General features: G+C 52.6%; 10 protein-coding genes. 8 read left to right on the top strand and 2 right to left on the bottom strand.

Annotated elements, in window-relative coordinates; genetic code table 11:
• Window positions 1–20: 20 nt before the first annotated feature.
• Window positions 21–1,397, bottom strand: a complete 1,377-nt coding sequence (locus L4D19_RS20245) for a PhoH family protein (protein ID WP_428454009.1) — start codon at window positions 1,395–1,397, stop codon at window positions 21–23.
• Window positions 1,398–1,705: 308 nt separating this feature from the next.
• On the opposite strand from L4D19_RS20245, the gene rapA reads away from it, so the two are divergent.
• The 3 genes from rapA (at window position 1,706) to L4D19_RS20230 (ending at window position 6,532) form a co-directional block, all read left to right on the top strand.
• Window positions 1,706–4,624 carry an RNA polymerase-associated protein RapA gene (gene rapA, locus L4D19_RS20240; protein ID WP_428454008.1) on the top strand — a complete coding sequence of 973 codons (2,919 nt, stop codon included), beginning with the start codon at window positions 1,706–1,708 and terminating at the stop codon, window positions 4,622–4,624.
• A 163-nt stretch (window positions 4,625–4,787) separates the two neighbouring features.
• A complete protein-coding gene (rluA, locus tag L4D19_RS20235; protein WP_428454007.1) occupies window positions 4,788–5,495 on the top strand; it encodes a bifunctional tRNA pseudouridine(32) synthase/23S rRNA pseudouridine(746) synthase RluA in 708 nt (235 codons plus the stop codon).
• Between the two features lie 83 nt (window positions 5,496–5,578).
• Window positions 5,579–6,532 (top strand): D-2-hydroxyacid dehydrogenase, encoded by a 954-nt coding sequence (locus L4D19_RS20230; protein ID WP_428454006.1) that lies wholly within the window; start codon window positions 5,579–5,581, stop codon window positions 6,530–6,532.
• 84 nt (window positions 6,533–6,616) lie between these two features.
• Here L4D19_RS20230 and djlA read toward each other — a convergent pair whose 3' ends face one another.
• On the bottom strand, window positions 6,617–7,459 hold the full coding sequence (djlA, locus tag L4D19_RS20225; protein WP_428454005.1) for a co-chaperone DjlA: 843 nt from the start codon (window positions 7,457–7,459) through the stop codon (window positions 6,617–6,619).
• A 192-nt stretch (window positions 7,460–7,651) separates the two neighbouring features.
• Between djlA and lptD the strand changes: the two genes are divergently transcribed.
• The 5 genes from lptD (at window position 7,652) to apaG (ending at window position 13,637) form a co-directional block, all read left to right on the top strand.
• Window positions 7,652–10,015, top strand: coding sequence for an LPS assembly protein LptD (gene lptD / locus L4D19_RS20220; RefSeq protein ID WP_428454004.1), 2,364 nt, complete (start codon window positions 7,652–7,654; stop codon window positions 10,013–10,015).
• 69 nt (window positions 10,016–10,084) lie between these two features.
• Entirely contained in the window at window positions 10,085–11,389 is a 1,305-nt protein-coding gene (gene surA, locus L4D19_RS20215; RefSeq protein WP_428454003.1) for a peptidylprolyl isomerase SurA, read from the top strand.
• Window positions 11,376–12,368 (top strand): 4-hydroxythreonine-4-phosphate dehydrogenase PdxA, encoded by a 993-nt coding sequence (pdxA, locus tag L4D19_RS20210; RefSeq protein WP_428454002.1) that lies wholly within the window; start codon window positions 11,376–11,378, stop codon window positions 12,366–12,368. The genes surA and pdxA overlap by 14 nt, the downstream gene beginning before the upstream one ends.
• On the top strand, window positions 12,365–13,183 hold the full coding sequence (rsmA, locus tag L4D19_RS20205; RefSeq protein WP_428454001.1) for a 16S rRNA (adenine(1518)-N(6)/adenine(1519)-N(6))-dimethyltransferase RsmA: 819 nt from the start codon (window positions 12,365–12,367) through the stop codon (window positions 13,181–13,183). The genes pdxA and rsmA overlap by 4 nt, the downstream gene beginning before the upstream one ends.
• Before the next feature lie 70 nt (window positions 13,184–13,253).
• Window positions 13,254–13,637: a Co2+/Mg2+ efflux protein ApaG gene (gene apaG / locus L4D19_RS20200; RefSeq protein WP_428454000.1), complete on the top strand. Its 384-nt coding sequence runs from the start codon at window positions 13,254–13,256 to the stop codon at window positions 13,635–13,637.
• Window positions 13,638–13,639 lie beyond the last annotated feature (2 nt).

Here is a 13,639-nt window from a genome sequence, read left to right as displayed (position 1 = left end):
TCTCGCTACACAAATCTTGTTTATAGGTTTTCTTCCGCAAATTCAGCCAACCGGCTGCGGACCACGCCGTTGAGATAAATGTTGGCACTACCCTCGAAATTCTTAAAACGCTCAACGATATACGTCAAGCCCGAGGTGACCGGAGACAAATAGCTGGAATCAATCTGTGCCAAGTTACCGGAACAGACTATCTTGGTGCCCTCCCCGCAACGGGTAATAATGGTTTTGATCTGGGAGGCGGTTAGGTTCTGGCACTCATCCAACAGAACAAAGGCATTCTGAATGGAACGGCCGCGCATGAAGTTAATGGATTTAAATTGAATATTGGCCTTGTCGTAGATGTACTTCATTGAGCCATCGGTACAGACATCATTTTTGTGCAGCGCTTCCATGGTATCGGTAACTGCCGCTAGCCATGGCATCATTTTTTCTTCTTCGGTACCTGGAAGATAACCAATCGACTCGGCAATTTCCGGTGTATTTCGGGTGACAAGGATCTTGTCATACATACCTTTTTCAATCACCTGCTCCAGGGCTGCCGCCATGGCCAGAATGGTTTTACCACACCCGGCCGGGCCGGTCAGAATCACCAGATCAATAGCCGGATCCATCATCGCATCCAGCGCCATGCCCTGATAGACATTCTTAGGGTGGATCCCCCAGGCTTGGCGATGCATCAATCGCTCCTGGCCAATATCCTTCAGCGTCACCGTCTCACCGTCAATCGCATGGACCCGGGCGGCAAAATCCGATCCCTCGTCCAGTAGATATTGGTTGATAAACGGCATTTCAAACAGCTCGGACGGCAAGGTATGCAATGTCGAGCGACCTTGGCTTTCTGACTGGCACTCGCCAACCCGTTCCCAGAAATCACCCGAGAACTTATGAAACCCTTTGGTCAGGAGTTTGACATCATCAATTAACTGATCAGAACGGTAGTCATCAACATAATAAACGCCGGCCCCTTTGGCCCGTAACCGCATATTAATGTCTTTGGTGACCAGCACCACTTCCCGCGGCGCGTATTCTGCCTGCAAGAAAAGCACCCCGTTGAGGATCCGGTTATCCCCGGCCTTGTCAGCAAAGGCATGCACGGTCTCGGTCACTTCATAGTCGGCAAAGATGGCAATGGTTCCTTGATTATCTCCTTGGTCAGAAAAAGGGATCCCGGCAGAAATCTGTTCGGGAGTGGCATCATGAAAGATATCTTCCAGCGCGCGAATCGCGATTCGGGCATCACGCGAGACATCCCGCTTGCTGTCCTTGATGCGATCCAGCTCTTCTAGCACTGTCATCGGAATCACGACATCGTGCTCTTTAAAGGAATAAATGGCGAGGGGTTCGTGAAGCAGAATATTCGTATCTAATACAAATACTTTCCGTTCAGCATCGTCCATAGGTACCTCCTTGGTAACAATCAGACAGCAATTAATAATTGCTGTCATTCAGTAAGCGTATGCCAAATTAATGTGGTTACTATTAATGACCGGAGATAATTAAAGAATTGTGACAATCATGCCTAAAGATACTTTGGCGAATTCTGGTCACTTTCACCGTGACCTTACTCACAGCATGCAGTAACATTGGTCCCCTTTTTTACCGGTGCAGATTCTGGCTTACACTTAATCTCAGTGTAGTTCAAAAATGTTAGAGCATCGGTTTAGCATTCTCCTTAATATCAAATAATTAGAAGGTTTTAACCACTATGCCATTTGCTTTGGGTCAACGTTGGATCAGCGATACTGAAAGTGATCTGGGTTTGGGGACAGTCGTTGCGGCTGATGCCCGTACTGTCACCTTGATGTTCTCAGCCAGTGAAGAGAACCGCCTGTATGCACGAAATGATGCCCCCGTTACCCGCGTAATGTTTAATGTCGGCGATGTGGTTGAAAGCCATGAAGGCTGGTCTCTGAAGGTCGAAAAAGTCGAAGAAGCCGGCGGCGTCTTCACCTACATCGGTACCCGCACAGATACCGATGAGGAAAATGTTCAGCTTCGCGAGATCTTCCTCAGCAACCAAATCCGTTTCAACAAGCCGCAGGACAAGCTGTTTGCCGGCCAAATCGACCGTATGGATCGCTTTGCCCTTCGCTACCGCGCACTGAAAAACCAGTACGAACAACATAAAAGTCCGTTGCGTGGCCTGTGTGGCATGCGTGCCGGCCTGATCCCGCACCAGCTGTACATTGCCCACGAGGTCGGTCGCCGCTATGCGCCGCGTGTCTTGCTTGCCGATGAGGTTGGTCTGGGTAAGACCATCGAAGCCGGTATGATCATCCACCAGCAGGTGCTGTCTGGCCGTGCAGAACGAATTCTGATCCTGGTGCCGGAGACCCTGCAGCACCAGTGGCTGGTCGAAATGATGCGCCGCTTCAACCTGCACTTTTCAATCTTTGACGAAGAGCGCTGTGTCGAGGCCTATGCAGACTCGGCCAATCCGTTTGATACCGCACAGTATGTCCTGTGCTCGCTGGATTTCCTGCGCAAGAGCCGTCGTCGCTTCGAGCAGGCCCTCGAGGCCGACTGGGATCTACTGGTTGTCGATGAAGCCCACCATCTGGAATGGAGCGAGGATGCACCTAGCCGCCAATACCAGGTGGTTGAAGCACTGGCAGAAAAAAGTCCGGGCGTCCTGCTGCTAACAGCAACACCGGAGCAACTGGGCCACGAGAGTCACTTTGCCCGCCTGCGCCTGCTCGATCCCGATCGCTTCTACGATTACACAGCCTTCGTCGAAGAGGAGCGCCAGTACGCCCCTGTGGCGGATGCAGTCTCCCGCCTGCTATCGGGCGAGAAACTCGATGATGCCGCCCTGAACAGCCTGACCGAGCTGCTGCCTGAGCAGGATATCGAACCGATGCTGCGGATCATCGAATCTCAGGATATCGATGAAGAGCAGCAGAGCACGGCCCGTCAGGAGCTGATTGACAACCTGATGGATCGCCACGGTACCGGCCGGGTCCTTTTCCGAAATACCCGTGCAGCCGTCAAAGGCTTCCCGCAGCGTCACCTGAACATGTACCCGCTTGCTCTGCCGAGCCAGTACCAAACAGCGATGCGTGTTGCCAGCATGATGGGTGGCAAGATGTCTGAAGAGCAAAAGGCAATCAAGCTGCTGTACCCGGAGGACATCTACCAGGAATTCGAGGGTGACTCGGCAACCTGGTGGAACTTTGATCCGCGCGTGAACTGGCTGCTGGATATGCTGATGGCAAACCGCAACGAGAAGGTACTGGTCATTTGCTCCCGCGCCCAAACGGCATTGACTCTGGAGCAGGCACTGCGCGAACGTGAAGGGATCCGGGCAACCGTCTTCCATGAAGGCATGTCGATCATCGAACGTGATAAGGCGGCCGCTTACTTTGCCCAGGACGAGGCCGGCGCCCAGGTACTGCTTTGCTCGGAAATTGGCTCGGAAGGCCGTAACTTCCAGTTTGCCAACCAACTGGTGATGTTCGATCTTCCGAACAACCCGGATCTGCTAGAACAGCGTATCGGCCGTCTGGACCGCATTGGTCAGAAGCGCGATATCGAAATTCATGTTCCTCACCTGCAAGGAACCTCACAGGCCCTGCTGGCGCGATGGTATAACGAAGGCCTCAATGCCTTCGAGGAAACCTGCCCGACAGGCCGCGCCATCTACGATGCATTCAGTAGCGAGCTTATTGCCCTGCTGGCCAGTGATAGCCATGACGGCGAAGCATTAGAGCAGCTGATTGAGCAAAGTGCTGCCATGCACCGCGAACTGAAAGGCAAGCTTGAGCAAGGCCGTGACCGCCTGCTGGAAATTCACTCCAACGGTGGCGAGAAGGCAAACGAGCTGGTTAGCCAAATCGCAGCCAAGGACGGGGATACCAACCTGGTCACCTTCGCCCTCGGCCTGTTCGATACCATCGGCCTGAACCAGGATGACAAAGGTGAAAATGCCATTGTCGTCACGCCGTCAGAGCACATGATGGTTGCCAGCTACCCGGGTCTGCCTTATGACGGCTGTACCATCACTTTTGAGCGAGAAACCGCGTTATCTCGCGAAGATCTGCACTTTATCAGTTGGGAACACCCGATGATTCAGGGCGGCATCGATTTATTGCTTTCAGAAGGTGTGGGCACAACAGCCGTTTCCCTGCTGAAGAACAAGGCACTTCCTGCCGGTACCCTGTTGCTTGAGCTGGTCTATGTGGTGGATGCGCAGGCACCGAAACAGTCCGGCATAGGCCGCTTCCTGCCGCAGACGCCAATCCGTATTCTGCTTGATGCCAAAGGCAACAACCTATCGGCGAACGTGGAGTTCGAAGGCTTTAACCGTCAGCTGAGCCCGGTGAACCGTCATCTGGCCAGCAAGCTGGTTAACTCGGTACAGAAAGATATTCATGTCCTGATCGAACATGCCGAACAGGCTGTTGCCAAAGAGCTGGTCACAGTGCGCGATACAGCCCAAGCCGATATGGAAGCTAACCTGCGTGCCGAGCTCGATCGCCTCCAGGCGCTGAAAGCCGTCAACCCGAACATCCGTGATGACGAGCTGGAGCTCATTGAGTCCCAGATCCAGGAGCTGACAGGCTATATTGCCAAAGCCCAGGTTCAGCTGGACTCGCTACGTCTGATTGTTGTCAGCCACGGCTAATACCCGCCAAGACCAACAATCATAGTTAAGCAACTCTAACGAACTAGCCGCCTGGCAGCCCATCGCTGCCAGGCGGTTTTCTTTTTCCGCCTTTTTCCATACTCTCAAGGCTTGCCACCGTGCTATTATCCCCCGCTTCGAAATCAGTCAGCCCGAGCGAACCATGAAACCATTGCCTCTGCTGGACTATAATCCGCCCGTTGAGCCGTGGCTGGATGTTCTGCATCTCGACAACGATATTGTTGCCATCAACAAACCGTCCGGTTTGCTTTCAAACCCTGGCCGTGATCCTATCCACCACGACAGCGTGTATAGCCGGGTACTTCAGGAATATTCCGAAGCGCACCTTGTTCACCGCCTGGATATGGCCACATCTGGTTTGATCGTGCTTGCCATCAACAAAGATGCCGAACGCCACCTGCAGAAGCAGTTTCGCGAGCGCATGACAGACAAAGTTTACTATGCCAGAGTCTGGGGCCATGTTGAGCAAAACAGCGGCACGGTTGACCTGCCGTTGATTTGCGACTGGCCAAATCGTCCGAAGCAAAAAGTCTGTTTCGATGACGGTAAGCCTTCGGTCACCCACTATCAGGTCATCGCCCGCGAAGACAACGCAACCCTGGTGCGCATGCGCCCTGTTACCGGCCGCTCTCACCAGCTCAGAGTCCATATGCTGGCGCTGGGCCACCCTATCCTTGGTGATCGCTTCTACGCCCATGATGAAGCCAGGGATGCCGCCTCGAGACTGCAGCTCCATGCCGCCGAGCTGACCTTTGTTCAGCCCACCACAGAGCAGCCGATGCACCTGTTCGCACCGTGTGACTTTTATCCGGATGCTCCGAGCAAGACTCTCCCGGTTCAAGAAAATTAACCTCCGGGTTGAGATTGGCCCCAAAGTTGGTGTTAACTGTTTGATACCCAAATCAGACCAACTTTGGAGCCTGCTGCCAGCCTATGGAAAACATAGTCTTTCTCGATCGGGACACCATTCCCGCCCATATCCAACTGCCTCAGCCGAATTTTAGCCACGAATGGCACCAGTACCCGGCAACGGCACCGCAGCAGGTCCTCAGCCGCCTGCAGCAGGCCACCATTGCCATCAGCAATAAAGTCGTGCTTGATGCCGACACACTGAGCCAGCTTCCTCGCCTGAAGATGGTCGCCATTGCGGCCACCGGCACCAATAATGTCGATCTGGACTACTGCCACCAGCACGGCATTACCGTCAGCAATATCCGCGGCTACGCCAGCGACTCGGTACCGGAACATGTCATTGCCCTGATGTTTGCCCTGCGACGGAACCTGATGGGCTACCATCAGGATATCCAGACAGGTGTTTGGCAACAGAAAAAACAGTTTTGCTTTTTCACCCACCCAATAGGGGATATCAATGGCTCGACACTGGGGATCATCGGCAGCGGCAGCTTGGGACGCGCCGTTGCGAAACTGGCGCAAGCGCTTGGAATGGAAGTACTGTTTGCCGAACGCAAAGGTCAACCGAAGTGCCGAGAGGGCTACACCCCGTTTTCAGACGTTGTGGAACAGGCTGATATCCTGACGCTGCACTGTCCTTTGACGGCAGAGACAGCCAACCTGATAGGCCGGCAAGAACTGAGGCAAATGAAACCATCTAGCCTGTTAATCAACACCGGGCGAGGTGGCCTCGTTGACGAACAGGCGCTGGTCGATGCGCTTCAGCAAGGAGAAATTGGCGGTGCCGGTGTCGATGTCTTTACCGCAGAGCCAGCCGATGACAGTAACCCGCTGGTTGCCCACGCCCATTTGCCAAATCTGCTACTCACTCCCCATATTGCCTGGGGAGCAGATTCTGCGATTCAAACCCTTGCCAATCAGCTGGTCGACAACCTAAACCGGTTCGTGAATGGGAAGCCACAGAACGTGGTTTAAGAAACACACAACTTCTTGTATGGACTCAAAATCACCCCTCCCTCTTTTCAAGGGGGAGGCTGGGAGGGGGTTCCTATATTCTTATTATAACCCTTTCTCTTTGCGGATCAGATCATAGGCGGCCTGCAGCTGCTGGGTTTTCTCCTTGGCCAGCTCCATCATTTCCGGCGGCAGCCCCTTGGCGGCCAGCTTGTCAGGATGGTGTTCGTTCATTTGCTTACGGTATGCCCGCTTTAGCTCCTGCGCCGAGGCGGACTCAGAGACTCCCAGCAGTTCATAGGCATCGGCAAGCTGATCCTTGGTGGGTGCCTGTCGGAACGCACCCTGTTGCTGATATTGCTGGTTGAAGCCCCCTTGCTGAAAGCGGAAAGCCGCTTCTTGCATATGCAAACGCTGTTCAAGCTGACGCTCAGAGAAGCCCAGACTACGGGCAATCACATAAAGCAGTTGACGCTCGCTCGAATGCAGGCTGCCATCGGCAAATGCCGCCTGGATTTGCAGCTCAAGAAAGAACTGCAGAAGATCAGCCCTGCCAGCACAGCTCATCCGCACTTTTGCCAGGATCTCTTCCAGCGGGAAGTCTTCCTCCTTGCCTTCCCGAAAGGCATTTTGGGCCTGTCGGCGAGATTCGCCATGCAGGCTCATGCGGTCCATAATTGCACTGGCAACCCGAATTTCATCTTCGGTTACCCGGCCCTTGGCCTTGGCCATATGGCCCATAACGGCAAAACCGGCATGGAAAAATTCCGCCTGGCGCTCGGCACTGCCTGCCTGACTGTTACCGAAACCGCCAAATCCGCCGCGAGTGTAAATTTTTGATCTGGCTTTATCGAACTTATGGCCCAAAAAGAGGCCTAACAACAAACCGAACGGCCCACCAAGAAGGAAACCAAAAAATGCGCCTAAAATCTTACCCCAAACCTGCATTCTCTACTCTCTGGTAATTTGCTAAATTTAGAAAAATTTTTTCTGATATATCCCCGACACAATAACGCGAAAAGATGCCGTCGGACAGAATTTGCATTATGATAGCTGTCATTTATCGGGAAAGCTTGTAAAAAGCGCCACCGATTCGTTTCTGATATGCGCTGAAACTTGAATACAGGAAAGTTTAATTAGATGTCATTAACCTCCCGCAGCTTATTGGCCACCATGATCAGCCTTGCGCTTTATGGTCCTGCAATGGCTTACGAAAACCCCGCACCAAGCGAAGATGTCAATGATGAGTCTGCGGCTGTCAATGGCACAAAGAGCGAACTGGAAGTGGTTAGAGGGGTCTGTATTGCGCCTCAGGATATGCCAGAGGATGTCAACAACGAGCCCATCACGGTCTCAGCCGACAAAGCAGAAGCCAAACCGAACCAGAAACTCACCTACTCGGGCGATGTGGTACTGCAACAAGGTAACCGTACGGTCGCAGCCGATACCGCAACCTTGCACCAGCCAGAAAATATCGTCACGGCTGAAGGCAACGTCTACTTCCATGACGGCACGGTAGAAGTCTATTCCGACCGTATTCAAAGTAACCTGGACACCGAAGACTCTGAAATGGATAACGCGGTGTACAACATGACCTGTGAAGCAGGGCGTGGCGAAGCCGAACGAATCACCAAAAACGGTATCTCCTACTACCGGCTGAAAAACGGCACCTACACCACCTGCCCGCCGGGCGACAAGAGCTGGCAGTTCTCGGCGACCAGCATCGAACGTGAAAGCGACTCGCCGTTTGCCGATCTATATAATGCCCGCTTTGAAGTTGCAGATGTACCGGTTTTTTATATGCCATACCTGCGGGTACCCGTCGGTGACGAACGTCTGACCGGTTTCCTCTATCCGTCACTAAGCTACGGCTCTCGCGATGGTTTTGAGCTGGAAACGCCGTTTTACTGGAACATCGCCCCCAACTACGACATGACCATTACTCCTAAGTACATGAGTAACAGAGGGCTGCAACTTAATTCCATTTTTCGCTACCTGACCGAAGCAGGCAGCGGCAGCTTAAGTGGCGAATATCTCGGCGATGATAAAAATGCGCCTGACAAAGATGCTCGCTGGGCTTTTAACTGGTCACACAGCGGCACTTATAATCGCCACTGGCTGTTTGATGTCGACTATAGCAAGGTTAGCGATGTCACCTACTTCTCTGATATCGACTCCAGCATCGGCGAGCGTGAAGACAACAACCTGCTACAAAAAGGCGAAGTCTCCTACCGTGACCTATACTGGGACTCGACACTGCGGGTACGTGACTTCCAACCTCTGACATTGGGGGTATCTTCCAATTACCGCCTGATGCCTCAATTGGAATTTAACTACTATCGCCCGGATATGGCCTATGGACTGGACTTCAACCTGCATAGCCATGTCAGCCGGTTCGAAAACGATGCTGCAGATAAACCGTCAGCCGATCGTGTACACCTTGAGCCAACACTGACATTGCCATACTCAACCCCTTGGTGGTCTATCACCTCCGAGGCCAAGCTGATGTATACCTACTATAATCAGGATTTTGACAGCAGTATCGACGGCTTGGAAACACTTGAAGAAACGGCAACACGTTCGGTACCGAGCATACGGATCCACAGTGGCCTCTATCTGGAACGCGATGCTCTGCTATGGGGCGAGAACTACACTCAGAGCCTGGAGCCTCAGGTGCAGTACCTGTTTGTCAAAGATGTCGAACAACAGGATATCTTCGGTAGCTATGATACAACCCTGCTACAGACAGACTACTACGGCCTGTTCCGTGACAAACGCTACTCCAGCGTCGATCGCATTGCCGCAGCCAACCAGTTTACCGTCGGGGCAAGCACCCGCTTCTTTGACGAGGATTTCGTCGAGCGCTTCAACCTGTCGTTCGGTCAGATTTTCTACCTCAATGATGCCGGTCGCAACTTAACCGAAGACAGCGAGTCGACACCGAACTACTCGGCAACAGCCTTTGAGTCTGATTTCAACTATGACGACTGGCTCTTCTTCCATGGCGGACTTCAGTATGATGCCAGCAAGCAAGAGATGCAGCTGGCCAATGCAGCGATGGAGTACCGTGAGGACGACCTCTTTAGCCAGCTAAACTACCGCTATGTATCAAAGGACTATATCAAGCAGAGCCTGCCAGATAATGACCAGATAGATAACTACACCGAAGACGGGATTTCACAGCTTGGTTTCTCGGCAGGCTTCCCGGTATACGGCGGTCTGAGCCTGCGTGGTGACTACTACCATGATTTGACAGAAAACCAGATGCTGGAAGGCCAGATCACCCTGAACTACCGCTCAGCCTGCTGGATGATCAGCCTCGGCTATAACGAGTACCTGATGTCCCGCAGCAACGTAAATACTCAGCCAGCCGAATATGAACAAAATTTCAGCATTTCGTTCAGCCTCTTAGGGCTAGCTGGAGTACCTGCAGTTGGAGCTTCCGGCACAGCTACTGGCGGTAACGCGATTGCATACGGTAGACCGTTCTATCTCAACAACTAACCAGGCGTCGCGGCATCCGGCCGCGATGTGACCCGATTTAACGCGCCTCAGCGCATAATGGAAAGATGTATGAAAAAGTGGAAGTCTTCACTGCTAGGCCTGACCTTATGGAGCCTGGCTGCCGGCAGCATTGCTGCCCCGCAAGAACTTGACAAAGTTGTAACTATCGTCAATGACAGTGTGATCCTGCAAAGTGACGTTGATGCAATGCTCAAAACCGTCCAGATGAATGCAGCCCGTCAAAATCAGCCACTGCCGTCGAGCGATATTCTGTCTGAGCAAGTCATGGAAAAGCTGATCATTGAGACGCTTCAGCTCCAGCAGGCTGAGCAGTTCGGGATCCGAATTGATGATACTCGTCTTGATCAGGCTATCAACCAGATCGCTGCCGAGCGCAATATGACCGTAGCCCAACTACAGCAAATGCTTGCCGACAATGGGATTAGCTTTGCCGTATTCCGCGAGCAGATGCGACGTGATATTACCGCCAGCGAGGCGAGAACCATTCAAGTCCGCCGACGGATTAATATCTTGCCGCAAGAAGTCGACACCCTGGCAGAGCAGCTCGAAAAGCAGACCCAACAAGGCGTCAGCTTTAACATCAGCCATATTCAGCTACGCATAAGCGAAGATGCCAGTGCAGCCGAGAAAAACGAAGCATTGTCTCAGGCGAACCAGCTAGTCAAAGAACTCAACAACGGCGCTGACTTTGCCAACCTTGCCTATAGCTATTCCAAAGGGCCTAAGGCTCTGCAGGGTGGTGAATGGGGCTGGATGCGCAAGGAAGAGATGCCAACCATCTTTGCCGATCAAATCAAATCCAGCGGAAAAGGCGCCATTATCGGTCCGTTCCGCAGCGGTGTGGGCTACCACATCCTGAAAATCAATGACGTTCAAGGGCTGGAAACCATTTCCGTTACCGAGGTGAATGCACGTCATATTCTGGTGAAAACCTCTGTGATCATGAGCGACGAAGGGGCCCAGCGCCAGCTGGAAAAAGCGCGCCGCGCCATCCTTGCCGGGGAGCAGAGCTTTGCTGATGCGGCACAGGCACTCAGCGCCGATCCGGGCTCGGCAGCAAATGGCGGTGAGCTTGGCTGGCAAACACCTGATATTTATGTACCTGAATTTAAAGATAAGATAGAAACGCTACCAGCCGGCATGATCAGCGAACCGTTCAAAACCGTTCACGGCTGGCACATTGTAGAAGTCGTTGAACGCCGTGATGTCGATCGTACTGATGCTGCTGTCAAGAACCGTGCGTACCGCATTCTCTTCAGCCGTAAATTCAACGAAGAAGCTCAGGCCTGGTTACAAGAACTTCGCGCCGGTGCCTATATCGAACAACCGGAAGACGCTAATGACCAAGGTTAAACGTATAGCAATAACTCCGGGTGAGCCTGCGGGAATTGGTCCCGATCTGGTGCTTGCCCTCGCCCAGCATGACTGGCCCCACGAACTGGTTATTTGTGCTAACGCCCAGCTTATGGTAGAACGTGCAGCCCAGTTGGGATTGCCGCTGACTATTGTTGACTATGATCCGGCACAACCGGCCCAGCCCCACAAGGCCGGGACCCTGGTTATCGCCAATCATGAGCTAAAGGCACCGGTCATGGCCGGTGAGCTGAATGAACTCAATGGCCACTATGTCCTTGAGACACTAGGCCAGGCAGCCGATGGCTGTATGAACGGCGAATTTTCTGCGGTCGTGACCGGCCCTGTGCATAAAGGGGTCATCAACCGAGCCGGGGTTGCCTTCAGCGGTCATACCGAATTTTTTGCCCAGCGCTCGGACACGGCTCAGGTCGTCATGATGCTGGCAACCGAAGGGCTCCGAGTGGCGCTTGTGACGACTCACATCCCGCTGGCTTATGTGTCCAAGGCTGTCACAGAGGCTCGGCTGCAGCAGGTCATTCGTATTCTGCACGCCGACTTGGTCAGCAAATTCGGTATAGAACAACCTAAAATTTATGTCTGCGGCCTCAATCCGCATGCAGGCGAAGATGGCTGTTTGGGAACGGAAGAGATAGACGTGATCTCACCAGCTCTCGAGCAACTTCGCCAACAGGAAGGTATGGATCTTGTCGGCCCCTTGCCGGCAGATACTATCTTCCAGGAAAAATATCTGGCCGATGCTGATACAGTATTGGCCATGTATCACGATCAGGGGCTGCCAGTGCTTAAATTCAAAGGCTTTGGCAAGTCAGTCAACATTACGTTAGGCCTGCCCTTTATCAGAACCTCAGTAGATCATGGTACCGCACTGGAACTTGCAGGTACCGGACAGGCGGACACCGGTAGCCTTTGGACAGCGCTATCGCACGCCCTTGAATTGGTAGAAAAACAAACATGAGCAGCGATCAGGTCCATCTAGGGCACCGCGCGCGTAAGCGCTTTGGCCAGAACTTTTTGAACGACCCATACATCATTGATGGCATTGTATCGGCTATCAACCCAAGGCCCGGCCAGAACCTGATTGAGATCGGTCCAGGTCTGGGAGCCATCACAGAGCCAGTAGGTAAACTGGTTGATAAGTTCTCTGTGATCGAGCTTGACCGCGACTTGGCAGAACGTCTTCGTAATCACCCGGATCTAGCAGACAAGCTAACTATCCACGAAGGCGATGCGATGCGTTTCGATTTCACGCAGCTGCTCAAGGAAAACAATAAGCTACGTATTTTCGGTAACCTGCCGTACAACATCTCGACACCACTGATCTTCCACCTGCTGTCATTCCACCAGCACGTTGAAGACATGCATTTCATGCTACAAAAAGAAGTGGTTAACCGTCTGGCAGCCGGTCCGGGCAGCAAGGCGTACGGTCGTCTAACTGTGATGACCCAATACTACTGCCGTGTTATGCCTGTACTGGAAGTGCCGCCTGAGTCATTCAAGCCTGCACCAAAAGTAGATTCAGCGGTAGTTCGTCTAACACCATATGAAACTTTGCCGCATCCATGTACTAACCTTAAGTGGCTAGACCGTGTTTGTCGTGAAGGCTTCAACCAGCGTCGTAAGACAATTCGCAACTGCTACAAAGCACTAATGAGTGTTGAGCAGCTGGAAGCACTAGGTATTAATCCTGGTCAGCGTCCAGAAAACCTGACTCTGGAGCAATTTGTTGCTATGGCTAACTGGCTGGATGCCAATCATATCGCATCAAAGTAATTGATTAGTTTCTCAGGGCTTGGCTGCGATACCAAGCCCTGGTGAACTGCCGACGAAAGGAAGCAAGACATTGACGACCAAGGCAATTCCTACGATCAAGTGCAGGGTAGTGACCCACTACATCGAGGATCAATCAGAACCAGAAAACCAGCGCTATGTATTCTCATATACCATTACTATCCGTAATCTGGGCAATGGCGAGGCGCAACTGTTAAACCGCCACTGGCTGATCACTGACGCCAATGGGAAAAAGTTGGTTATTGACGGTGAAGGTGTCGTTGGAGAGCAGCCGAAAATTGCGGCCAATGAAGAATATTCCTATACCAGCGGTACCATAATCGAAACCCCGCTCGGGGTCATGCAAGGTCACTACGTCATGGTCAACGAACAGGGAGACGAGTTCAAGGCCGAGATATCGCCATTTAGACTCTCTATTCCCAACCTTCTTCACTGAGG

The sequence above is a fragment of the Photobacterium kasasachensis genome, assembly GCF_050336885.1.
Lineage (GTDB): Bacteria > Pseudomonadota > Gammaproteobacteria > Enterobacterales > Vibrionaceae > Photobacterium > Photobacterium kasasachensis.
The sequence above is the reverse complement of the archived record's forward strand: the minus strand, read 5'-3'. Positions and strand labels throughout refer to the sequence as shown.